27 protein-coding genes are annotated in these 22308 nt (G+C 44.2%); 25 read left to right on the forward strand and 2 right to left on the reverse strand.

Going from position 1 to position 22308, the window contains the following annotated elements; all coding sequences use genetic code 11:
- Window positions 1-11 precede the first annotated feature (11 nt).
- The 4 genes from MKY95_RS08490 (at window position 12) to MKY95_RS08505 (ending at window position 2765) form a co-directional block, all read left to right on the forward strand.
- On the forward strand, window positions 12-566 hold the full coding sequence (locus tag MKY95_RS08490) for a MepB family protein (protein WP_036610484.1): 555 nt from the start codon (window positions 12-14) through the stop codon (window positions 564-566).
- Window positions 567-892: 326 nt separating this feature from the next.
- A complete protein-coding gene (locus tag MKY95_RS08495; protein WP_036610479.1) occupies window positions 893-1933 on the forward strand; it encodes a hypothetical protein in 1041 nt (346 codons plus the stop codon).
- Window positions 1934-1970: 37 nt separating this feature from the next.
- Window positions 1971-2405 (forward strand): hypothetical protein, encoded by a 435-nt coding sequence (locus MKY95_RS08500; protein WP_338708115.1) that lies wholly within the window; start codon window positions 1971-1973, stop codon window positions 2403-2405.
- A gap of 63 nt (window positions 2406-2468) precedes the next feature.
- Window positions 2469-2765 carry an SHOCT domain-containing protein gene (locus MKY95_RS08505; RefSeq protein ID WP_338708116.1) on the forward strand — a complete coding sequence of 99 codons (297 nt, stop codon included), beginning with the start codon at window positions 2469-2471 and terminating at the stop codon, window positions 2763-2765.
- 142 nt (window positions 2766-2907) lie between these two features.
- On the opposite strand, the gene MKY95_RS08510 is transcribed toward MKY95_RS08505, so the two are convergent.
- Window positions 2908-3891 (reverse strand): cation diffusion facilitator family transporter, encoded by a 984-nt coding sequence (locus tag MKY95_RS08510; protein ID WP_076252671.1) that lies wholly within the window; start codon window positions 3889-3891, stop codon window positions 2908-2910.
- 292 nt (window positions 3892-4183) lie between these two features.
- Here MKY95_RS08510 and MKY95_RS08515 point away from each other — a divergent pair, with 292 nt between their 5' ends.
- The 9 genes from MKY95_RS08515 to MKY95_RS08555 all read left to right on the forward strand — a co-directional run bounded on the left by MKY95_RS08515 (window position 4184) and on the right by MKY95_RS08555 (window position 11383).
- The gene (locus MKY95_RS08515; RefSeq protein WP_282322204.1) at window positions 4184-4861 is read left to right on the forward strand and encodes a response regulator transcription factor; all 678 of its coding nucleotides are present in this window, start codon (window positions 4184-4186) and stop codon (window positions 4859-4861) included.
- Complete coding sequence (locus MKY95_RS08520) at window positions 4858-6234, forward strand: HAMP domain-containing sensor histidine kinase (RefSeq protein ID WP_339198161.1); 1377 nt, start codon at window positions 4858-4860, stop codon at window positions 6232-6234. The genes MKY95_RS08515 and MKY95_RS08520 overlap by 4 nt, the downstream gene beginning before the upstream one ends.
- A 67-nt stretch (window positions 6235-6301) precedes the next feature.
- Window positions 6302-7432: an ABC transporter permease gene (locus MKY95_RS08525; protein ID WP_338708118.1), complete on the forward strand. Its 1131-nt coding sequence runs from the start codon at window positions 6302-6304 to the stop codon at window positions 7430-7432.
- Window positions 7429-8106 carry an ABC transporter ATP-binding protein gene (locus tag MKY95_RS08530; RefSeq protein ID WP_338708119.1) on the forward strand — a complete coding sequence of 226 codons (678 nt, stop codon included), beginning with the start codon at window positions 7429-7431 and terminating at the stop codon, window positions 8104-8106. Before MKY95_RS08525 ends, MKY95_RS08530 begins: the two co-directional genes overlap by 4 nt.
- 164 nt (window positions 8107-8270) lie before the next feature.
- The gene (locus MKY95_RS08535) at window positions 8271-8810 is read left to right on the forward strand and encodes an NUDIX domain-containing protein (protein WP_339198165.1); all 540 of its coding nucleotides are present in this window, start codon (window positions 8271-8273) and stop codon (window positions 8808-8810) included.
- Window positions 8811-8855: 45 nt separating this feature from the next.
- Window positions 8856-9368 (forward strand): DUF4275 family protein, encoded by a 513-nt coding sequence (locus tag MKY95_RS08540; protein WP_235200764.1) that lies wholly within the window; start codon window positions 8856-8858, stop codon window positions 9366-9368.
- Window positions 9369-9426: 58 nt separating this feature from the next.
- Complete coding sequence (locus tag MKY95_RS08545; protein WP_338708121.1) at window positions 9427-10020, forward strand: DUF4304 domain-containing protein; 594 nt, start codon at window positions 9427-9429, stop codon at window positions 10018-10020.
- Window positions 10021-10062: 42 nt separating this feature from the next.
- The gene (locus tag MKY95_RS08550) at window positions 10063-11070 is read left to right on the forward strand and encodes a phosphotransferase (RefSeq protein WP_339198169.1); all 1008 of its coding nucleotides are present in this window, start codon (window positions 10063-10065) and stop codon (window positions 11068-11070) included.
- Window positions 11071-11089: 19 nt separating this feature from the next.
- The gene (locus tag MKY95_RS08555; RefSeq protein ID WP_338708123.1) at window positions 11090-11383 is read left to right on the forward strand and encodes an RNA polymerase alpha subunit C-terminal domain-containing protein; all 294 of its coding nucleotides are present in this window, start codon (window positions 11090-11092) and stop codon (window positions 11381-11383) included.
- Between the two features lie 19 nt (window positions 11384-11402).
- Here MKY95_RS08555 and MKY95_RS08560 read toward each other — a convergent pair whose 3' ends face one another.
- On the reverse strand, window positions 11403-12341 hold the full coding sequence (locus MKY95_RS08560) for a hypothetical protein (RefSeq protein ID WP_338708124.1): 939 nt from the start codon (window positions 12339-12341) through the stop codon (window positions 11403-11405).
- Window positions 12342-12706: 365 nt separating this feature from the next.
- On the opposite strand from MKY95_RS08560, the gene MKY95_RS08565 reads away from it, so the two are divergent.
- The 12 genes from MKY95_RS08565 to MKY95_RS08620 all read left to right on the forward strand — a co-directional run bounded on the left by MKY95_RS08565 (window position 12707) and on the right by MKY95_RS08620 (window position 22038).
- Window positions 12707-13213: a DUF2569 domain-containing protein gene (locus MKY95_RS08565; RefSeq protein ID WP_036610454.1), complete on the forward strand. Its 507-nt coding sequence runs from the start codon at window positions 12707-12709 to the stop codon at window positions 13211-13213.
- Window positions 13214-13341: 128 nt separating this feature from the next.
- Window positions 13342-13956, forward strand: a complete 615-nt coding sequence (locus tag MKY95_RS08570) for a histidine phosphatase family protein (RefSeq protein ID WP_036669442.1) — start codon at window positions 13342-13344, stop codon at window positions 13954-13956.
- 41 nt (window positions 13957-13997) lie between these two features.
- On the forward strand, window positions 13998-14654 hold the full coding sequence (locus MKY95_RS08575; protein ID WP_339198173.1) for a pyridoxal 5'-phosphate synthase: 657 nt from the start codon (window positions 13998-14000) through the stop codon (window positions 14652-14654).
- 80 nt (window positions 14655-14734) lie between these two features.
- Window positions 14735-15310: a GNAT family protein gene (locus MKY95_RS08580; protein ID WP_339198176.1), complete on the forward strand. Its 576-nt coding sequence runs from the start codon at window positions 14735-14737 to the stop codon at window positions 15308-15310.
- 334 nt (window positions 15311-15644) lie between these two features.
- On the forward strand, window positions 15645-16601 hold the full coding sequence (locus tag MKY95_RS08585) for a radical SAM protein (protein WP_339198180.1): 957 nt from the start codon (window positions 15645-15647) through the stop codon (window positions 16599-16601).
- Window positions 16602-16895: 294 nt separating this feature from the next.
- A complete protein-coding gene (locus MKY95_RS08590; RefSeq protein WP_339198183.1) occupies window positions 16896-17909 on the forward strand; it encodes a phosphodiester glycosidase family protein in 1014 nt (337 codons plus the stop codon).
- Window positions 17906-18802: a glycosyltransferase gene (locus MKY95_RS08595; protein ID WP_339198186.1), complete on the forward strand. Its 897-nt coding sequence runs from the start codon at window positions 17906-17908 to the stop codon at window positions 18800-18802. Before MKY95_RS08590 ends, MKY95_RS08595 begins: the two co-directional genes overlap by 4 nt.
- Window positions 18803-19046: 244 nt before the next feature.
- Window positions 19047-19307: a DUF962 domain-containing protein gene (locus MKY95_RS08600; protein ID WP_339198189.1), complete on the forward strand. Its 261-nt coding sequence runs from the start codon at window positions 19047-19049 to the stop codon at window positions 19305-19307.
- Between the two features lie 21 nt (window positions 19308-19328).
- Window positions 19329-20039 (forward strand): AAA family ATPase, encoded by a 711-nt coding sequence (locus MKY95_RS08605; RefSeq protein ID WP_339198192.1) that lies wholly within the window; start codon window positions 19329-19331, stop codon window positions 20037-20039.
- A gap of 66 nt (window positions 20040-20105) precedes the next feature.
- The gene (locus MKY95_RS08610) at window positions 20106-20600 is read left to right on the forward strand and encodes an isochorismatase family cysteine hydrolase (RefSeq protein WP_339198195.1); all 495 of its coding nucleotides are present in this window, start codon (window positions 20106-20108) and stop codon (window positions 20598-20600) included.
- A 481-nt stretch (window positions 20601-21081) separates the two neighbouring features.
- The gene (locus MKY95_RS08615; RefSeq protein WP_339198198.1) at window positions 21082-21603 is read left to right on the forward strand and encodes a GNAT family N-acetyltransferase; all 522 of its coding nucleotides are present in this window, start codon (window positions 21082-21084) and stop codon (window positions 21601-21603) included.
- 24 nt (window positions 21604-21627) lie between these two features.
- Window positions 21628-22038 (forward strand): hypothetical protein, encoded by a 411-nt coding sequence (locus MKY95_RS08620; RefSeq protein WP_339198201.1) that lies wholly within the window; start codon window positions 21628-21630, stop codon window positions 22036-22038.
- Window positions 22039-22308: the final 270 nt, after the last annotated feature.

Below are 22308 nucleotides of genomic sequence, written 5' to 3' on the forward strand. Positions count from 1 at the left end.
GGTATCACAAGTTGGATAACAAAAATAGTTTGCATAGTCCGAATGGATGGACCTCCGATATGCTTCATGGCGACTTACTTGCCAGTAAAGAACTTATCTATGACAAGTGTGGTTTTGTATGCTCACAACCACATGAAGAAGCACAAAATGCTGAATATGGGGCATATGTGTTTACCTTAAATTCTCTCTCCATTCGATTCCGCGTCGCCAAAACGACGCCAACCAAGATCGGACAATTTGTTACCCTATGGCAGCGGAGTGAGGATGGAACGACACAGCCATATGATGTATCAGATCCAGCAGATATGTATGTCATTAGTACGCGCACAGGCAGCCACTTTGGTCAATTTGTGTTTCCAAAGCATGTATTGTTACAGCGAGATATCGTATCGGATCAAGGCAAAGGTGGCAAACGGGCCATACGTGTATATCCGCCTTGGGATAAGCCAACAAGTAAGCAGGCTGTAAAAACGCAGCAATGGCAGCTGGAATACTTCTTGAAAGTGTCTTTTACCGAACCGTTGAACTGTGATCAAGCTCGGGTACTTTATGATAAACCATTATAATCACCTATGATTTAGGAGTGTGGTCATGATCGTATTAACGTCAGCAATAGCATTTACCTTCCTGATCCTAATCGTGATTCTCTTTCAAGTTGCTTTAGCGGTAGGTGTGCCTTGGGGGGAGTACGCCATGGGTGGAAAGTTTCCCGGGAAATACCCTATCTCCAATAATCATTGCCATTTCATAACAATGAGCAACAATGGAATATACTAAACTAGAGCCCTGGCATGTATGCCAAAGGGCTCTATTAATAACTGCCGTTCCTCATTTATACTAATGATAGTTTAACCCTACATAGAGAAGATCAACGGAGAGGAGCGGTTATATTATGCCGATCTACTACTACCTTGCAGCAGTTTTATTAGTTGTAACAGCCTATTTGGTTCGACGTAAGTTCAAGATTTTCCGTCCAGCAGCAGGAAGACGCAGAAAACAGATGAAAGTTACGTACAGACGAAAAAAAGCACCATTGAATCTTGGACTTCGAGAAGAAGTCTCCTATCAGCAAACCATTCTTCAATTGGAGAAGAGTTACAATAAGCATTTTGCCAACAAACTCAAGATCCGAATTCAAAAGGAATATCCTCACATGAAAACGCTGGAGTATCGGTGGAAATTGATAGAGCTTAAGCGATATTTCATTATGACTTCATTACTTAAGCAGGTGCCCATGTTCAGTGATGAAGTTGATGATTTGTGGCATGAGATGCTGATGTTCACGAAATCTTACGCTGATTTTTGTGCAGAATTCATGGGTTCCACGGTGCACCATGAGCCGGCAATCACCCGCCGCGAAACGCCAGGAGCACGTGCATGGTTTGATTGGGTGTACTGTCAATTATTTGAGTTCACTCCCTACAGTGCTGCAATCTGGGGTGATTTTTTCACTTACCCATTAACCAGTGATGTACAGAAGCTGATCGCACAGGGAGATCAATCTGAACTGGTGAATGAACTGTTTCATGCCAGACGCAAGCAGGAAGATCCTGAAGCTGCTCAGGTGATTGCCTACTTGATTGATCAACTACGTAGATCCGCAACGCTAAGTGAAGAAGAGCTATCTCCAGCATTTTCCGGAAGTAGCGATGTAGCTCTCGTCATGGCTAGCGCCATGGTGTATTACTCCATGCATAGCGAGGCGACATATGGGCTACACATGGGGCGGCTAGAACAGGAAATTCTTCCACAGGAAAAGGCAGCCTATGGTTCCTCGTCAAGCAGTGGCTGCACGAGCAGTTCCAGCTGTTATGCTGATCAATGTACTGACAGTAGTAGTTCCTCGGGAGGATCTGGATCATCCTCGGGGTCATCTTCCGACTCTTCTTGCAGCTCATCCAGCTGTTCATCTTGTGGTGGTGGCGGAGATTAATGAAGTTGAGTATTTGGGCTACAGTGACTCTGTAATCTTGAATGAAACAGTCACAAGACCAATGGAGATTGCCGGAAAGGAAGATCATATGCGAAGCGACAAATTTACACCGTATTTAAGTTTTATAGGTTTTGGTTTAGTCATTCTGACCCTGAGTGTGCATATAAGTTTCAAATTAGGAATTGAGAAAGGTTTGGAAGAAGGTTCCCTTATGCTGTTGTCAGTTGCTAATGCAGTGTTGCTGGTATATCCATTGGCATGGGGAGTATTTGCTATACTTGAGTTCTACATGTTCTGGAAAGAAAAACAAAATATGAAGTCCAAGCTGGAACACGGAAAAATGAACAAAGAAGACTACTTGGATCAGATCAAGAAAGTTAAGACCAGTTTGGGAATCAACATCAGTTATATTGTCATCCTGTTGTTTCAGCTTGGATACGTCATTATAAACTGGGACGAGGTTAATGTTTAGTCTTCTGACCGACCTTTCCTGAAGTTTGAATAGAACATACATAACATTTAGGAGGAATATTCATTGAAAGTATTATCAATCGTCAGCCTTATTGGGTTCGTACTCAATTTTTTATTAATCGTAGTTTTTATAGATGGTTCGCAAGAAAGTGCGGAGGTAGCGGCAGGTTTGGGGATTTTGGGTGTCCTGTATGGTCTGCTTTTCTCAATTCTAACCTTGATCATATCAAGCAAGAGAAAAAAGACCCCTGTGAATGTTCATGAACAACTGCTTCAGTTGGGTGAATTAAAAGAGAAAAATATCATATCAGAATATGAATTCGATCAGAAGAAAGAGAAGTTACTCGCCAGGTACAAGTAGTTCAGAGCCTGCTGAGATAAAGTAAAGGCTATTCCATTTTCTATTCATGCAAAAAGCTGAACTTCTGCAAACAAAAAGACAGGGCATTCCCTTTAACGGGAAACTGCCCTGTTTTTGTTTACAGCTATAATGTTATACCATCTCAATGGTGATGATGCGCATGGGCATCTGGTGCGTCGCCTTTGACAGTACATAGTACCGAGGTGTCATGCAGATGTTTTTCGGACTCCACTTGGAGCGTCACATGTTTGATTTCTTTATGTTCCAGCATATGTTCAATCTTCTGAACCAGGATCTCGGATGCATAAACATCCATCGTTCCATCCACCACGATATGAGCGGTCAGCGCGTTCAAGTTACTGGTAATGGACCAGACATGCACATCATGTACACCTTTGACACCATCGACTTGTTTGATGGTTTGCACCAGTTCATTCACATCCACATTGGCTGGAGTGCCTTCCATCAAGATATGCAGGGATGATTTGGTGACATAGAACCCACTACGCAATACCAGTGCCGCGACAATTACACTCGCAAGTGGATCGGCCCAACCCCAGCCAAAGAACATCATGAGCAGGGCTGCCGCGATGGCCCCAACCGATCCCAGCATGTCACTGATGACATGGAGATAAGCCCCGCGCATATTCAGGTTATTCTCTGTATCGCTACCACGCATCATGATCCAGGCCACCAGAATATTGATGAGCAATCCAATGACGCTGATGATTAACATGCCTACGGTTGCGACTTCTGGCGGGTTGATAAAACGCCCAATCGCTTCGTAGAAAATGTAGAGTGCAATGGCGATTAACGTAATTCCGTTTAACGTAGCGGCCAAAATTTCAAATCTTCTGTATCCGTACGTTTTGCCAGTATTCACCGCTTTTTCACCAAAGGTGAACGCCAGCAAAGCGATCCCGAGCGCAATGGAATCGGACAACATATGACCTGCATCCGAGATGAGCGCTAGACTGTTGGTGATGAATCCACCAATGGCTTCAACGATCATATAGATGGTAATAATAATGAAGGAAAACAACAGGACTTTCTTGTTATTGGTAGTATGAGCGTGGTTGTGTCCATGATCGTGCCCATGGTTCTGATCGTGATGATGTCCGGACATATAAATCCTCTCCTTTGGAGCCTTGCTCCGTTATGTAATATGGTTTCTAGTGTGGATATAATTGATCCTTAGCGATGGTTAACCACTAACAAATGAATATATGAGCGTTTGTTCATATGTTATGGTTTTATTATAGTTGCGCCTCATAATAGTGTCAACCAGATTCATGGAAATGTAAACATGGCCGCGGTGTTTCCGGGAATGTGTACTGGCGAATGAGATTGCTTTTATGCTACCATCTGTGCAGGATCAAAGTGAGATGTACTCGTTACATAGAAGGGCGGACAACCTTATGAAACATCTGCTGCTGGCAGACGATGATGCCAATATTCGAGCACTCCTGCGGCATGTCATGACCAAGGAAGGATACCGGGTCCATGAAGCGCAGGATGGATTGGCAGCGGTCAAACTGATGCAAGAAACGCCGATCGATCTGGCGATCCTCGATGTGATGATGCCCGGCATGGACGGACTGGAGTTATGTGATTACATTCGGCAGCACTACGATATTCCAATTATGTTGCTGACGGCACGAGATCAGCTATCTGACAAGAGAGATGGTTATTTGAAAGGAACAGATGAATATGTGACCAAGCCATTTGAACCGGAAGAATTAGTCTACCGGGTAAAGGCGTTATTTCGTCGGTACCATCGCACATCCAGCGATATTATCCGTATGAACCGGATCGTCATTGACCGAAACAATGTGGAGGTTACCGATGGGCAATCCATTCTCTTTTTACCGATGAAAGAATTTGAATTACTCTCACAGCTTGCCCAGTTTCCAGGGCGGTTGTTCTCGCGGGATGAGCTCATTCGGCTCGTTTGGGGAGCAGATTACGAAGGAGATGACCGTACCGTTGATGTGCACATCAAGCGGCTGCGTGATCGTTTTGCCGATTATACGGACGATTTCATCATCCAGACTGTGCGGGGCATCGGTTACAAGATGGAGGTGAAAGCACCTTGAGGACCTTGTACGTCCGGGTATTCCTCATTACAATTGCCGTGATTATGGTCAGCGGCATGCTTGGTTTTCTTTTGTCCAACATCTACTATCATACAAAGCTCAAGGATTTTAATGATGAGAAGCTGGTGGGCATCGCGACGCATATGAAGCAATTTGTGGAACAGCAACCCGGCACGATGGAGCAGTATTTGAACAATGCCGCCGCACTCGGGTACGAAATCTATGTAACGGATGGAAAAGGCAACAACCAATTCTATGGCCGCGAATTCCGTGAGAAAGATCTGAATAAGCAAGCTGTAGATCTGGTGCTGCGGGGTGAGGTATACCATGGCGTCGCCCAGTTTCCAAGCAAACCGTTCATTACCGGATTCTTCGATAATCAATTAAGCAATACCGTGGGTGTTCATCTACAGCTAGGCAATGCAAATTACGCTCTCTTTATGCGTCCGGATGTAATTCTGCAATTCGGTGAGCTGCGGATCTTTTTTGCGCTGATTGGAGCATTGACGATAGGTATTAGTATCCTGATCTTTCTGATCAGTACCCGCTATCTGGTCAATCCGATTGAACGTCTGTCCGAGGCAACCAAACGGATTGCGCAAGGAAAATATAATCTGAAATTGCCTACCGCACGGCGGGATGAGATTGGACAGCTGGCCCAGCATTTCATGACCATGAGTCGTGAATTGGAAAGGGTAGATCAGGCTCGGCAGCAGTTTGTATCCAACGTATCCCATGAGATCCAATCGCCGTTGACCTCGATTCAGGGTTTTGCCCAATTGGTGGCGGATCGGGATCTGCCTGAACAGGAAAGAGAGCACTATGCATCAATCATTGAGGAGGAGAGCCGTCATCTCTCTTTGCTCAGCAAACAACTGCTACTCCTGTCCTCCCTAGAACAAGGCAACGAAGATCTGAGCAAAGTAAAGTTCTCTCTGCGAGATCAATTCCGGCAAGCCGTTCAGGTGCTGCAATGGCAATTGGAAGAAAAAGAACTGCTGCTTCGGATTTCGGTGCCCGAATCCATCCAGCTAGTCGGTAATGAAGTGCTGCTCATGCAAGTTTGGATGAATCTACTGGGCAATGCGGTAAATCATCTACCGCAGGGAAGAAGCATCGAGATTCACGCCGAGCAGACGGATAACCAGTGTGTGATTCAGATTCGGGATACAGGAGACGGGATTGCTGCGGAGCATCTGCCTTTCCTGTTCGATCGATTCTATCGGGTGGATCGTGCGCGGGAACGTTCTTCTGGACGAACCGGGCTTGGACTTGCCATTGTGCAGAAAATTATCCGAATTCATGACGGTACGATCGAGGTTTCCAGTTCGCCTGAGGGTACGGTCTTTACGGTGACACTTCCGCAGATGTAATCTGTTATTCATTTGCCGTTCATTTTCGCCTCCTATACTTGGATTATCAAGAGGGAGGTCACAGAACATGTACTTGGCTATTCGGGAAATGAGGTATGCCAAAGGGCGCTATGCCTTAATTGCTACAATCATGGTGCTGGTTTCATTTCTGGTACTGTTTGTTACAGGTCTTGCACAGGGGCTGGCGTATGATAACGCAGCTTCGGTCAAAAATATGGCAGCAACCCACTTTGTGCTGGAGCAGGATTCGAATCATCGGTTCACCCGGTCACAAGTGGATCAGGATCAACTTAATCAAGCTCGCTCCGTGGTGGGGCAAGAGAACGCTGAGCCACTCGGTGTGAAAATGACAACCGTCAGTCCAACCGGCGACACAAAAAAGATCGATGTCACGCTGTTCATGGTTAATCCGGAGGGCTGGCTTGCTCCAACGGTGACTGAAGGGTCTCCGATTACGGATCAGACAAAAGGGCAGGTTGTGGTGGACCAAAAGTTGTCTGAATCTGGTGTCACAATTGGCACCGTCTTGGTCGATCAAGCTTCGGGAACGGAGTGGACCGTTGGTGGATTTGTACAAAATGAGTCTTTCAGTCACTCCCCAGTAGTGTTCTTGAATGCACAGGAATGGCTCGCACTTCAGGGAAGTTCACGAACTTCGCAAGGTTCAGCAGACACCAATGCTCATGCTCCGGTGTACAATGCCATTGCGATTAAGGGTGGGGGCGATCAGGTAGACCGCCTGAGTGCTGCAATGCCTAATACGGAAGTCATCACAAAGTCGGATGCCGTATCGGCCATTCCTGGTTATAAGGAAGAGCAGGGATCGTTGCTCATGATGATCGCTTTTCTATATGTCATCTCGGCGTTTGTGCTTGCGGTATTCTTCTATGTCATCACAATTCAGAAAACAAGTCAGTTCGGGATATTAAAAGCCATAGGAACGCGGAATGCTTATCTGGCGGGTAGTGTTTCGTTACAAGTCTTGGTTCTGTCGGTTGGCAGTCTGGTCATTAGCGTACTATTGGTTCGACTGTTCGAGTCCATTCTTCCTGCATCGATGCCGTTTCAATTAGGCTTGTCCACCCTTGCTCTGACCTGTGTGTTATTCATACTCATGTCTGTGGCGGGTTCGTTATTCTCGGTGTGGAAGGTTACCAAAATTGATGCACTTGATGCGATTGGGAGGACAGCAGCATGAGAAACCGATTGGTATTACAGGGAATTACACAGACCTTTGAAGATGGCGGCAGCAAACGCACGATTCTGGACAAACTGGACCTTGAGGTTGCCGAAGGGGAACTTGTGGCCGTAATGGGGCCTTCCGGCTCGGGCAAAAGTACATTCCTGTCCATTGCTGGCGCACTTCTTGAACCAACGGAAGGACAGGTTTTGCTGGACGGGGCTTCTATTATGGGCAAAAGCAAACAGGATATATCCGATGTGCGATTACAGCAGCTGGGTTTTATATTTCAAAGTGCCAACCTCATTCCATATCTGAAAGTAGAAGAACAACTCATGGTGGTCGCAAAGCTCGCCGGAACGGATAAAAATAAGGCGGAGAAGCGAGTGGATGAGCTGCTGGATACGGTGGGGTTGACCCATCGGAGGAAGGCATATGCGGAGAAGCTGTCTGGCGGGGAACGTCAGCGGGTCGCCATTGCAAGGGCGTTGATGAACGATCCGGCTGTCCTGCTCGCGGATGAACCAACAGCCAGTCTGGATGCGGAACGTGGACTGGATATTGTCGGCATGATTGCACGGCTCGTGAAAGAGCAGGGCAAGAGTGCAGTGATGGTTACGCATGATGAGCGGATTTTGCCGCTCTGTAGCCGGGTTCTTTTTTTGGAAAATGGGAAACTGGTGCAGCATTAGAAGGAGAATGGTCTGAGAGTCTGGAGAGAACACTGATTCAAGGCTTAAGGGCAGAGAGCGTAAGAAGAGGGTCACGTATTCCCCGGTGGGAAGGTGGCCTTCTTTCTGTGTTTTCGACTATAATTGGAAGAATAGTGGAATTAGATAGAGAGGATCGGGTGCGGATGAGTAGCTTGAGTGCGGAACTATTTCCGGCGCTGAGTACGTCGATTCATTGGGGAATTATTGAGGCGGAGTTCAGATTTAACGATATCGTGGATGAAAATCTGGTGAGCAATATTAGCATCATTCCATTTGTCGGGGATCAATGTGTTGTCTTTCAACTGGATAATGGAGCCTGGGAGCTGCCTGGGGGTACGCTTGAAGCAGGTGAGCATTACATGGATGGACTGAAGCGTGAACTGATGGAGGAACTTGGGGCAGAAATGCGGTCCTATCAGATCTTTGGTCAATTCTATTGCACATCCAGTGCTTTGGAACCGTATCGGCCGCATATTCCGCATCCCCATTTTGTACGAATCATCGGATATGGAGATGTTGAACTTGTCGGTGATCCACTGAATCCGGAAGATGGCGAGCAGGTGGTTGCGGTGGAAGTGGTTGAGATTGATGAAGCGATCCGAAGATTCCAGGAACAGAACAGGCAGGACATTGCGGAGATGTACAAACTGGCTTATGTACTGCGAGATGAAGCGAAACAGTGAGAGGCAATGGTTAGGTATTCTAATTCCAGATAACTTACGGAGGTAATGATGATTCGAGATAAAATTAACGAGCTGCTGGATGCATTACCCGAAATGGAACTGAACCGAGCATATTGGGGGATTGAGCGTATCCATCAGGAATATATATTCAAGAAGAACTTGCAGGATAAGGGAGTTATTGTGTCCGAACTGTACGACGAATCCGAAGAGATTGTACAGAAATGGGACAGCGTATTTTCCAATAATATCGATGATGTGGTCAAAGAGTCTATCCATTATAGCCAGTACAAGTGGCATATGTTCAGTTATGAACAACAGAAATGTCTGACACATGATGAAGCACGAGATGCTTTCGATGCCGAGCCGAAAGATGAAGTATATGTGATGTATGAAAGTGGTGGTTGGGTGCTTTTATACGAAAACGCGAATCGGGTCATTGCAGCGGATTTTGATTCGGAGCAGGATATCTATATCTTCGACCGAGCGTTTACATGGACGTACGTGTATACGCACGAATCCATGTGTGGCCCTTATTTTTATAAAATAGAACAAGCATGATTCTGAACAAAAAAGGGTAACAACGAATTAAATAAACTTTGCCTTGGGAGTGATATCAATGCAGGAACTTTTTAAGAAGATCATCAAAACAGACGTCAAACCCGTATTTGCCAAACACGGCTATTCGAAGAAAAATCTGAATTTCTACAAAGCGGATGGAAACCTCGCATATAAGTTCAACATTCAAAGAGCAAAGTATAACACCAGTAGACAAGTCCAGTTTTATGTTAATTGTGGTGTTCATTCCACCGAACTTGCGGAGTTGCATTCCGTTGGATTGAATGGAGACATATTGGAGTTCACATCTCATTTTACCTGCCGAATCAGAGAAATAGCCCCTTCCGCTCCGGCCCACTATACCTTAACGCCTGATATCGATCCAGACGCTTTATCGAAAGAACTGGTGTCACATTTGGAAGAGGGTATGTCATTCTTACACTCGCTAACAGGGGCCAAAGATATAGTCCATTATTATATGGACAAGACAGCGCTATATTTAAGCGAAGTAACCTTCCGCTTCCTGCTAAAAGCCGGCAATACGGAAGAAGCCAAGCATTATTTACAGCAACTGTACGCCAAATACGGAGCCGAAAAGCGCTGGACGATATTAGAAAAGAAATATGCAGCCGTTTTTGCCGAGTACGGATTATAAGCTTTGCTCCAGACAAATAGCCAAAATGAGAGGGGATAACATATGAACGATACTCAATATAATTTAAATTTTGAGAAACTGTGTAATGAATTACAGCTTGGTGAATTGATCAGTTCGCCCAAACCGATTTCAGGTGGACTTCTTCATCGAATGTACGCCATTCAAACGACGCAAGCTAATTATGCAGTTAAGGCATTGAATCCCCAGATCATGATACGACCTGCTGCTGTGCAAAATTATATTGATTCAGAAAAAATCGCAAGCGTGGCAGCTGAACATATCCATGCTCAACCTGCAAAAAGGTTAAAGGGTGCTTCTATACATAACATTGATAATCAATTCTATCTAATATTTGATTGGATTGAGGGTCAATGTTTGAAACAAGATGAAGTTACTATCAATAACAGTTCTCTGATGGGAACGATTCTTGCAGATATCCATAAAACGGATTTTAGACAACTAGAATTGGATAGTTCACAGGCGACTAATTCTAAAAAAATAGATTGGCTGTTTTATCTGAACAAAGGAAGAAATGAGAATTCGGAATGGATTAAGATTTTGGATTCCAATATGGATAAGCTGTATGAGTGGAGCATGAAAGCTAAGAATTCATCTTCAATGTTAGCATCCAATAATGTTATTAGTCACAGAGATCTGGAACCTAAGAATGTGATGTGGAGACAAGACATACCTATTATTATAGATTGGGAATCGGCAGGTTATATTAATCCGATGCATGATCTGGTAGAAACAGCTGTGTATTGGTCAGTAGATAGCGCTGGAAGTATAAACGAGGAAAAGTTCTTGGCTTTTATAAGTGGATATAAGAAGCGAGTGGGGAGTCTAACAGCCAATTGGGAAGTGGTTCTGGATATTGGTTTTGCTGGAAAGTTGGACTGGCTCGAGTATAGTCTTAAACGGTCACTGTGGATTGAATGTACGGACATAGAGGAACAGCTAGTAGGAACATCCCAAGTCATTAGGACTTTAGAGGCTTTGAAACAATACGAGTATATGATTTCAGATATAAAGAACTGGTTGAATACTTAATCCAGGAGGGGATGCCCATATGGCAAACGGTAAAGGAACACTCAGGACGTGCGAACAAGGACATTTGTATTATAAAAAAAGTGATTGCCCAACCTGTCCAACGTGCGAAGCTGAACGTAAACCGACAGAAGGATTTCTAGCTTTGCTGTCAGCTCCCGCCGGACGTGCCTTGGAGAATGAAGGCATAACAACACTACTGCAACTTGCCGAGTACACGGAGAAAGAAATCCTGAAGCTGCACGGAATCGGGCCATCTGCCATGCCTAAACTTCGAAATGCATTGGAAGAAGAGGGATTGTCTTTTAAGAAATAACCCTCTTCACCCCTTTCCTCTAATCCAAGACGGAAGTAATCTCCTCCATCGTTACCCGATACAAGAAGTTACCTTCACTGAGTAGCAGACGATGTTGGCGAAAATCCTGCCGTGCCTGCTTGAAGGGCTGATCTTCCTCATTTAACAAAACAATCTTCTGCCCCTTGTTCAATCTACTGGGTTTCTCCATTTTCTTAAGCACAAACGTACCATGTTTACCGTACCCGGCATCGAACAAGAAATGATAACCATCCGTACTGAGGCCAGAGGAACCGGAGATGTTTGGATTCATAAATGTTACGTTAGGTTCACTGGTTCCCCCTGAGATACAACCGAGTTCAAAATCGGTATAGAAGTAGAACCAGATCTGCTTCTCATTCACCACATTGAGTGCGTAACAATCTGCAATGTCAGCTGCGCTGTTTTCGTACACTTTATTACCGTGCTCATCCCAGGCCAACAGACCGTTTGATCCAATTGGATCGGCCCATCCGTAGTTACCAAATACCCCTTCATCAAAGTAACTGGTCCAGATTGTTCCCTGCTCTGTGACCTGTACACTTTGGATACCGTCTCCCAACAGAAACTCGCGAATTGTATTTCCGTCTAAATCACACACTTTGGCGTTCAAATCAAATTGTTCATTTCCGTAATTCGCACACCGTGCTCCGACGAGCAGCAGATGATCATGTAATGGTTGTACGTAATGATAATTGAACGTCTGCCCCCAGATGACAACTTCCTCAATAGTTTGATCTGTCACAATAAGCACTTTGTACGTATAGCTTTGCTTCAATTTACTTTGGACGAACATACCTCGCTCTCTCTCGGGGATCTGATTCATCAACAACACATAGACAAGGCCATCACCGCCCCACTGGGTGGAAACGATATCGAAGTCCTCGACATAATTTGAAATGTCGGCAAAAGGCAAAAGTTTTACTTTAGGATTGGGCATATCCATATCCTCCTTTGTAGTCAAATGCAGAGTCACCATCTGCATCTGTATAAGAGGATTATGACGTTCACGTACTAAACTGAACATGGCGGAAGTATAGCGAAGGTCTTCTATGGCTTTTGCAACGTATGAGTAAGATCTTTTGAAAATGCTGCTTCGTCCTTGACACTCGTAGTACAATAAGGAAGTTGTGTAAAATTCTATATGAGAGGAGGACGGAGAGATCGCTATAAGAAGAGTGTGAAAATACATACAACGCACGTGAAGTAAAGGGATAGAAGCACCCGTAGATTCGATTTGCATTATGACTATTACGAGGAAGACTCATCTCAGAAAAACAAAACTGCATAAGGAAGTGTTACGAGGTGGAACCACATATTGAAGAGCAAAAAACAGACTACCGTCCACTAGGTGTGTCGGGATTGGGTGGTTGGCTGATTCTCATCCAGATTGGATTATTTGTTACGGTAATTCTACTTGCAGTGCAATTATTTCAGCAGATAATACCCACATTCACAACTGAGACTTGGGAAATGCTAACTTCCAAACAATCAGACTATTATCACCCATTATGGGGTCCAGTACTTATTTTTGAGATGGTGTACAATACGCTGTTTTTATTATTCAGTGTATATACAATTTTTGTGTTTTATAGCAAGAAAGCAATATTACCCCGTCTGATGATCATCTTCTATGGTCTCAGTCTGATTGTAGGTATTATTGATTACCTATTATTGCTCCAGATTCCGTTAGCAAAAGAATTGGAAGATGGAAGCTCGATCAGAGAAATTGCTAAATCTGTCATCACTTGTGCCATTTGGATTCCTTATTTTATCAAATCCGAGCGAGTTCATAACACATTTGTAAGATAAATGGTAAGCAGGAAATGCCCGATCTTGGATAGAAGCTATCTGAGGTCGGGTTTATTGTATATATGCCGGGCTAGTCATACAGTGTAAAGGTACATTGTTCATTATAGAAGTGAAAAGGAGGAGAGATCTTGAAGATTTATCTGGTAAGGCATGGGATGGATGAGGAAGGGTATCGAGGCGGATGGAGCGATCGTGGACTTATGGAACAGGGTCATATTCAATCAAAGAAACTGGGAGAGCATTTGCATCGTTACGCTGAGGAGTACAACATACATACGATTATTAGCAGTGATCTTCCTCGTGCAGTGCAGACTACACGGGAAATTGAGAAACAATTAAACATGCAGGCTAGCTTAATGAAAGATTGGCGGGAGATGAATAACGGAGATTTGGCAGGCATGCTCCATAAGGATGCTGAAGAGCATTACCCAGGGATTTATTTCAACACCCTTGAGATGGATTCGCCTTTTCCAGGAGGAGAAAGTCCAGGGGATTTTTATAACCGGATAAGCATATCTTTCGAGAATCTTCTTAGAGATATAGAGGACCAAACAGTCAAGTCCAATGTTCTATTAATTACTCACGGCGGAGTGATTAACATCCTGTATTATCTGCTTGAGAAGAGGGAATGGAGCAATAAGTCCAGCTTTTATCCCATGGACAACACCAGTGTACATACCGTTGAAAAGGGAATGCATGGTTGGAAACTTAGCAGTGCAAATGTGTTAAGTCATCTACATTAGTTGTATTCATGATAGATTAAAGAGAAGATGGAGGCGATGACATGAGCGATAAACCAATTGAACTGTTGCAACGTTTAAAATCTTTATCCGGCCCATTTCCAACGTGGGATACGGGGCAGTTGCCGGAGCAGCCGGGGAAGTTATTTTTGGAGTGGTTGAGATTGGCGGTTGAGAACGAAGTGAAAGAACCTCATGCTATGACAATATCCACCGTGGATCAAGACGGTTATCCTGATGCGCGGGTGTTGATTTTGAAGAACGTAATCGACGAAACGTTTTATTTTGCCTCCAGTTCGGAGAGTCGAAAAGGCCAGCAGTTGAAGGAGAACTCTCATGTGGCCCTGACATTCTACTGGCCTTCACTTGGAAGACAGATTCGGATAAGGGGAATTGCGGAGGATCGGGGAGATGAAGCGGGCGCTGATGATTTCCGCAAACGTTCAGCTGGAGCAAGAGCAGTTGCTATGACAGGGCATCAGAGTGAGGTTTTGGATCGTGAGGAACTGCTGGATCGTTCCATCGAAGCTCAGAAAGAAAAGATAAGTCGTGACCCCGGTGTCGTTACACCTCAGTGGAGATTATATGCCGTGAATGCACAAGAGGTGGAGTTTTGGCAGGGAGATTCGGAGCGTAAGCATGTGCGAGTCCAATATGTGATGCAAGATGGGCAGTGGAAGACACTCAGATTATGGCCTTGATTGTACAACAGATGAGTTAGGCAATATGGACCGAATTGCTGAGTGTTTCTTTGTCCTACTAATCTCAGGAGGGTGAGTCAATGAAAACGATTGAAAGTTTCTTCGAACCATTTCCCGTGTTGGAAACCGAACGGACGTTACTCCGGCCTCTTACCTATGATGATCTGGATGATATGTATAGTTATTGCGTTGTACCTGCTGTATCGGAGTTCACCACCTGGGACGCGCATCAGAGCAAAGAAGACACCAAAGCTTTTTTAGATTTTGTCATGAGTCGCTATGAGACGGATCTAATAGGCCCATGGGGGATTGAAGATAAACACACCAAGAGGCTGATCGGTAGTTGTAACTATCTAGGGTGTGATAGCGATAACAGGAGAGTTGAGCTGGGATATGTGTTATCTGATCAATATTGGAATCAAGGCTACATGACTGAAGTAGTGAAACGAATCATCCGATTTGGATTTTACGAAATGGGGCTCGAGCGAATCCAGGCCAGATGTTTAGTGGAAAACACAGGTTCTGCCAAGGTCATGGAGAAAGCAGGCATGCAATTCGAAGGTGTGCTGAGGAAATACATGAAGGTGAAAAATGAGCTTCAGGATCTGAAGATGTATGCTATCGTAAAAGAAGACTTCTATACTCGTGTTAAATAAAGAACGTGTTATTTAAAAGTCGTGTGACATTTATCATGCTGACGAGCCTTGGATTCCCTATAATCCTGAATTTATCAGTGGTACACAATAAAAGCAGAAGTAAGAAACAGCTTGAATTGCTGCATCAAGAGTTCAAGGTATCGTATTGAATATTGTCTAATTCAATAATCATATGCCAAGCTTTGGCCCATTCCCGATCGTTGAGGAAATGGGTTTTATTTTTGTTTTCAGCAAGCAACGTACATAATATCATATCGTGAACTTGTTGTTATCCGCTATAATCTTCAAGTTATCCAAACGTGGATTGAATGAAGAAACCAGGAGGTACAACGAATTGACGACCAAAAACAGATATAAATCACTCGAACTGGAGACCCCCGGCGTATATGAGCTGGAAGGGCTTGAAGTGGGAGTGACATCGAACTGCAATTATAAATGCGACTACTGCTGTGCCTACAATCGGGATGATGGAGCATGCATCGATAGTCAGGAAGTTATCCGTATTATTAGTGAGCTTCCTCGTCTCAAGCGAGTGCGATTGTCAGGGGGAGAAGTTACTCTGAAATACCAGGATTGCCTGGAGATTGTGACGTACTGTACGGCACATGGCATCGATACACAATTGAACAGTAATGCTAGTTTGCTGACTGAAGAACGAATCATCGCGTTGCGTGATGCAGGCTTGTCTAACATTCATATCTCGTTCAATTATACGGATGCGGAGTCGTATGCTGCGTACTACCGTGTGCATCCTCGCATGTATGCAAGGTTGGAGCAGAATATCCGTTTGTGTACGGAAGCCGGTCTGGAGACGGTGCTGGAAACGTTACTGTTTGAAGGGAACCAAGCGAACATGCAGGCCATTAGCGATAAGGTGTATGACCTGGGGGTGCGCATCCATGAGATCCAGAACAGTATTAAGATGCCGCATACGGATTGGAGTCAGATTGTATCGAGAGAGTCCCTTGTTCGATCTGTTACGGAATTAATTAAAAATAAAAAGCCAGATACAACGCTCTATTTTACCTGTATGGATCGGTTTGCTGAACAGTTGAATTTGCACGAACAACCTGGTGTGTATTTCTCTAATTGTGTGGATGGCACGAAACAGCTGCACTTGCACGGTAACGGGGATATTCTCATCTGTGAGTTATGCCATCCTGTCGTGATTGGCAACATCTATACTGGAACGTCGTTGAAGGATATCTATGCGCAGCAGCACCCGGCGTTAACGGAATTTTTGGAAAAGCGACCTTGTCCCGCATACGATGCTCTTTTTGCAGACGCATAAGAGGAAGACCTGTTGAAGATATGTGATATGTATGTTGAACGAATATGTACACGATAACAGTGACATTTAGGGTTATATAGACTGAAATCAAGGTGATCTGGTTTCCTCAATGGGAAAACGGATCACCTATTTTTATTGAACTATTCAGTTACACAATAACAGCGATTGGAAGGTTGTTCTGTCATCGTAGTGTCAGTATGAATATTCTTTAGTTCAATTGATATGGTTTCAGATTCATTTAAGCTACCCGGCCTAATATGGCTTTAAGAACTTAGATGAAGAGGTGAGCTTCACATGATGAAGATTGATGAGAAACCAACCCGGAAAGAACCACATAAAAGGCCGATCTCTCCAAGAAAGCGCAGATGGCTTATCATCACACTTGTCATCGTGCTTGCGGTAGGTGGAACCCTATACAGCCTGGCTGACCGTTACCTGATAAGGCATGTGCAGGTAGTTGTAGCAGATGAGAACACAGGAACGCCAATAACAGGCAACACCAATGATTCCAACAATACTTCGACCACCACAACTGAAGTGAATGCAACGTCAGATGATTGGAATTATTCGAGTGATGATATGAAGGTCAGTATTGAAAAGGTACAGACGGGTTCAGGCTCGGATCAGATTACGTATTATGTCGCTGATGTTCAGCTGACGGATGCAAGCAGTCTGCGAACTGCACTGGCGGATAACAGCTTTGGAACGAATATTACCGAAAATACATCAGAGATTGCTGCAGTCAACAATGCGATCTTTGCCATTAACGGTGATTACTATGGATTCCGCGACGATGGTGTCATTATCCGAAATGGAACGTTGTACCGGGACAGTCCAACGCGGGATGCACTTGCCCTGTTCAACGACGGTACGATGAAAACATATAACGAAAATGAAATTTCTTCCTCGGAACTGCTGGCCGAAGGTGCAACCAATACACTATCCTTTGGGCCCATTCTGATTCAAAATGGCGAGATCGTCAGTGATTTTAGCAGTGTGAAAATCGATAACAACTTTGGCAACCGCTCCATCCAGGATGCGAATCCAAGAACTGCGATCGGCATGATTGCTCCGAATCATTATGTCTTCGTGGTGGTGGACGGACGGCAGAACAACAGCCGTGGCATGAGCTTGGCAGAACTCGCCGATGTCATGAAAGGCCTCGGAGCAACCGAAGCCTACAATCTGGACGGCGGCGGTTCATCCACAATGTATTTTATGGGCAGAGTTGTCAATAATCCGCTGGGGCGTAACCAGGAACGTGGCGTAAGTGACATTTTATATCTGACGGAGGGACAAGGATCATGACGATATTAATTCCATCATATGAACCCGATGTACGTTTACTGAATCTCGTTTTGCAACTGCAAACATTTAAACTTGGTCCCATTGTGATTTTGGATGATGGCAGTGGCCCAGGGTACCATGGGATTTTTGAAACGGCAGAAGCCTACGGCTGTACAGTCCTGACACATCCCGTCAATCTGGGTAAGGGCAGGGCCTTGAAGACGGGCTTTCAGTATATTAAGGAGTATGGACCTCAGGGCGGTATAGTGTGCGCAGATAGTGACGGACAGCATCTGCCACATGATATTAAGCGTATCTTCGAAGTGCTACTCGCACAGACGACACCAGGAATTGTACTCGGCAGCCGTCGCTTCAGTGGTAAAATTCCAGCACGTAGCCGGTTTGGCAATACAGTCACAAGGGCGGTCTTTTCCCTCACAACAGGTACCCAGGTATATGATACACAGACGGGTCTACGTGGTTTTCCTTACTCCATGCTGGATTGGCTGAACCAGATTCCTGGGGATCGGTTTGAATATGAGATGAACATGTTATTAACGGCACACAAGGAAGGGTATGAGATTACGGAGGAGTTTATTGATACGGTGTATCTGGATCACAATGAGTCCTCCCATTTCCGCCCGTTGGTTGATTCGTTCCGGATCTATATGCCAATCCTGATGTTCAGCACATCTTCGGTGCTATCGGCACTGATTGATTTTGGATTACTGTTCGTCATCCAGTATTTGACGCATAATCTGTTTCTATCGGTTGTCGCAGCAAGGCTGTGCAGCTCCATCTTCAACTATACGATTAATCGGAAGTACGTATTTCCCGCTGGACGAACCTCTAAGGTTCGGCAGTCATTGCCCAAATATTTCTCACTTGTCCTACTGGTGCTGTTATTAAACTAAGGTTTATTGTATTTTTATAATGAAAAATTAATTATCCCGCTGCTCGCAGCCAAGCTGCTGACCGAGGTATCCATCTTCCTGTTTAGCTATTGGGCACAGCGTAGATTTGTCTATTAACTCTGAAGAGAGAGTAAGCCTATGGCTTGCTCTTTTTGGGTTGAAACGGTTTCATATGTACCCCGAAATAGGTTACGATGGAGTGGGAAATAAGGAGCCTTATTTTATGTGAAATGGATGTGGGCTGATGTTGAATCGTGTGCGCAAGGACTCGCGTTATTACCTTCAGGAGCATCAGGATCGGAAAAACCGCATTTTGCATTACTTCGCGTTTTTGTCGGCGTTTGTGGCATGGATTTTTTTGTTTATTGATATCAAAGTCACGCTCCTACTCGCTGTCATCCATTACGCTTTATCCTGGATGGGGCACTTCTATTATGAAGGCAATAAACCCGCAGCTTTTCGTTATCCTCATAATTGTAAATATTCTTTAGTTGGACTTATATAAAATAAATATGGGAGGATGATTATGTATCTTCGAAGTGTGGAACTCCTGTCGGCCAAGATCGAGAATCGAGACCAATACCCTTTTGACATCCCCGCGATCCGGTCCTTGGAACGGTTGGAACTCAGGAATAACGTTACTTTTTTTGTAGGTGAAAATGGTTCTGGGAAATCTACGCTGCTCGAAGGCATCGCTCATCAATGTGGATTCAATACCGCAGGGGGCGGCAGGAATAATGCCTATGAGACATATGCATCGGAATCCTCGCTCGGGAATTATCTCAGACTGGCATGGTTGCCCAAAATAACGAATGGCTTTTTCATGCGCTCTGAATCTTTCTATCAGTTTGCATCACATGTGGATGCGATGCCGGAGTCGCTTCAATATTATGGCGGGCGTTCATTACATGAACAATCACATGGGGAGTCTTTTCTCAGTCTGTTCGTCAACCGCTTCAGTTCCAAAGGCATCTATCTGCTCGACGAGCCCGAAGCCGCTTTATCTCCAGCTAGGCAGCTCTCCTTATTGCGTATCCTTCATGATCTGTCGAGCACTTCGCAATTTATTATTGCGACGCATTCACCCATTTTGCTAGGATATCCGGGGGCAGAGATTTTAAGTTTTGACGATAGCCAGATTCAAGAGGTAGCCTATGAGGATACCGATCACTATCAGATTACCCGCAGCTTTCTGGAGAACCGCGACCGGATGCTGAATGAATTATTTAAAGATTAAGTTCTCAGTTTAACAAGGGAAGTTACTCAACCATGGGCGTGAAATTTATTTATGAGGAGAGATTGGATGAAAGTAGGTTTGCTTATTGTTGATATGCAGGAGAGTATTGTGCGGAAAAAGATGGATCAGACTTCGATAGACCATGCCTGCGAGTACATTAACCATGTGGCTAATGTGCTGCGCTCGAATGATCATACGGTCGTTCACGTGCAGGATGTGGAGGGCATGGAGGAGGCACCGTCAGATGAGTATCGCATCATTCCCGAGGTGGATGTGAATGAGAAGGATCTCACCGTTACCAAGGAAGCCTCCAATGCCTTCTGGCAAACTGACTTGGAGCAGGTGTTGAAGAGTCATGGAGTTGAATTGGTGATCATCGCCGGTTTTGCCGCAGAGGAATGTGTTCTATTCACCTACAACGGAGCGATGGAGCGAGGTTTCCGTCCGGTGATGTTGCAAAATGGAATTCTTAGCACCCATCCCGAAGCGGTGGCTTCAATGTACAGAGATCGCAATGTGATCTCATATCCTGTGGTTGATTATCTATATAAGTTCAACTAAAGAGGTTTACACTGAGCACTCCAATGACAGAACAACCTTCCGATCGCTGTTATCCCCAGATTTTTTTGATTCCCTTTTTAAAGGGGGAAATCCGGTGCTAGCGTATGCTTCCGATGCAGCTTTCTTTCAGAAAGCTTTCAGGCGAACGCTCCGCTTCTTCAGGTTATTTCTGTCCTCTCCGTTTTTATGTAAAAAGTTTAGTTGAACCTATATAATTCGATAATTATTAGCTAAGTGCTAATGGATATTTGGTGAAAAATAAAGACAAGACCAATAATCGGACTCTTTAGGGAGTCTTTTTTTGTCCAAATGTTCATGTCCACTGTGAAAGTAAGGTTACTCCATGGTTTAAACCAAACTTTGCCTATATCTGCTGTGGTTGAAAGAATATATTGAGAACAGGGCACAGCAAACTCGTTGTGGACATCGGTAATGTCATGTATGGACCACTAACCAACTCATTAACTAAGGGAGATATGCAATGAAGATGAATGTACAAATTACGAGTATTTTGGCAGAACAAAAGGAATTGTTCCTCAACCTGTACAACTTGTACTTATATGATCTGTCCGAATTTTCTGGCGAGGATCTACTTGAAGAGGGGAAATATGATCCAACGAACACCTATCTATATCTGGAACGCGATGAATTACATCCGTTTTTGATTCAGTATGAAGGGAAGGTTATTGGATTCGTACTGGTGTGCTCACCTCCATATGTGCCGGAAGAAGTGGATTATACCGTGCAGGAGCTGTTCTTGGTCAAAAAATATCGCGGACAGGGGCTGGCAGCCCAAGCGGCTGACTTGGTTTTTGCTCAATTTGAGGGTACATTTAAAGTGGAACAGCTTGCTAATAATGCGGCAGCAGTTTCGTTCTGGAAAAAGTATTATGAGCAACATCAGATTGAATATACTGAGTCTGCATATAATATTGAAATTGACAATATCGCTGGCAGTCACCGGATTTTGTCTCAGACTTTTGTGCGTGAAAGAGAGAAATAATATTTAAATTAGAAGGTGATTAGTTTGTTCATTATCGTAGCAACCAAGGGGAGTTTGAAGTGGATTTCAGGTGTATTTCAGGCAGAAGATGTAGCTAGACAGTACATGGATCTCATACCTGATGAGCTTAAGGCATACCATGAATTCATTCAGATAGAAAACCTCACATATCCATTTTATATTATAGAGCGTCAGGATTCTCCATTTAGGTATCTTGGTAAAGATGAAGTGATTTCACTTTTTGATAAAACAGATGTGTCAGAGGATGAAGATGAGGTGCACTTCAATATTTACACGATTGATTCAGATTATAGATCGAACAAACCTGGAACAGATTATATGGGAGCATTGAGGCATGATCATGTGACCAATGAATCTATAGAGATGTACCGAGAAGAAGGAACAGCGTTTCTGAGTAGACGAAGGATTTTATGAATGTGAGAATTGAGGAAACTAGTGATTCAGCATTTTAGTTTACTACCTAATTTAATAAACGAGGATACCTATGGATACGACAACGAGGTGTCCTTTTTTTTGTTATATTTCAGTTCTGATGTGATAGGGAGGAGTAGAAAAAATGTATACTGTATGCACCGAAAGTTGGGCTCTAAACTCTTTAACAGACTGGGTTTTGTAGCCATATTTCATGGTCAGTATTTTATGTATACTATTGCTGATCTTTGTGATAAGTTGAGCGAGTAAGAT

Origin of the sequence: Paenibacillus sp. FSL P4-0176 (genome assembly GCF_037975265.1) — a bacterium.
GTDB lineage: Bacteria > Bacillota > Bacilli > Paenibacillales > Paenibacillaceae > Paenibacillus > Paenibacillus amylolyticus.

Coding starts and splice junctions, on each gene's coding strand:
- MKY95_RS08495 (WP_036610479.1), top strand. CDS start 893: ATGCCGATCTACTACTACCTTGCAGCAGTTTTATTAGTTGTAACAGCC.
- MKY95_RS08510 (WP_076252671.1), bottom strand. CDS start 3,891: ATGTCCGGACATCATCACGATCAGAACCATGGGCACGATCATGGACAC.
- MKY95_RS08515 (WP_282322204.1), top strand. CDS start 4,184: ATGAAACATCTGCTGCTGGCAGACGATGATGCCAATATTCGAGCACTC.
- MKY95_RS08525 (WP_338708118.1), top strand. CDS start 6,302: ATGTACTTGGCTATTCGGGAAATGAGGTATGCCAAAGGGCGCTATGCC.
- MKY95_RS08530 (WP_338708119.1), top strand. CDS start 7,429: ATGAGAAACCGATTGGTATTACAGGGAATTACACAGACCTTTGAAGAT.
- MKY95_RS08535 (WP_339198165.1), top strand. CDS start 8,271: ATGAGTAGCTTGAGTGCGGAACTATTTCCGGCGCTGAGTACGTCGATT.
- MKY95_RS08540 (WP_235200764.1), top strand. CDS start 8,856: ATGATGATTCGAGATAAAATTAACGAGCTGCTGGATGCATTACCCGAA.
- MKY95_RS08545 (WP_338708121.1), top strand. CDS start 9,427: ATGCAGGAACTTTTTAAGAAGATCATCAAAACAGACGTCAAACCCGTA.
- MKY95_RS08550 (WP_339198169.1), top strand. CDS start 10,063: ATGAACGATACTCAATATAATTTAAATTTTGAGAAACTGTGTAATGAA.
- MKY95_RS08555 (WP_338708123.1), top strand. CDS start 11,090: ATGGCAAACGGTAAAGGAACACTCAGGACGTGCGAACAAGGACATTTG.
- MKY95_RS08560 (WP_338708124.1), bottom strand. CDS start 12,341: ATGCCCAATCCTAAAGTAAAACTTTTGCCTTTTGCCGACATTTCAAAT.
- MKY95_RS08575 (WP_339198173.1), top strand. CDS start 13,998: ATGAGCGATAAACCAATTGAACTGTTGCAACGTTTAAAATCTTTATCC.
- MKY95_RS08580 (WP_339198176.1), top strand. CDS start 14,735: ATGAAAACGATTGAAAGTTTCTTCGAACCATTTCCCGTGTTGGAAACC.
- MKY95_RS08590 (WP_339198183.1), top strand. CDS start 16,896: ATGATGAAGATTGATGAGAAACCAACCCGGAAAGAACCACATAAAAGG.
- MKY95_RS08595 (WP_339198186.1), top strand. CDS start 17,906: ATGACGATATTAATTCCATCATATGAACCCGATGTACGTTTACTGAAT.
- MKY95_RS08600 (WP_339198189.1), top strand. CDS start 19,047: ATGTTGAATCGTGTGCGCAAGGACTCGCGTTATTACCTTCAGGAGCAT.
- MKY95_RS08605 (WP_339198192.1), top strand. CDS start 19,329: ATGTATCTTCGAAGTGTGGAACTCCTGTCGGCCAAGATCGAGAATCGA.
- MKY95_RS08610 (WP_339198195.1), top strand. CDS start 20,106: ATGAAAGTAGGTTTGCTTATTGTTGATATGCAGGAGAGTATTGTGCGG.
- MKY95_RS08615 (WP_339198198.1), top strand. CDS start 21,082: ATGAAGATGAATGTACAAATTACGAGTATTTTGGCAGAACAAAAGGAA.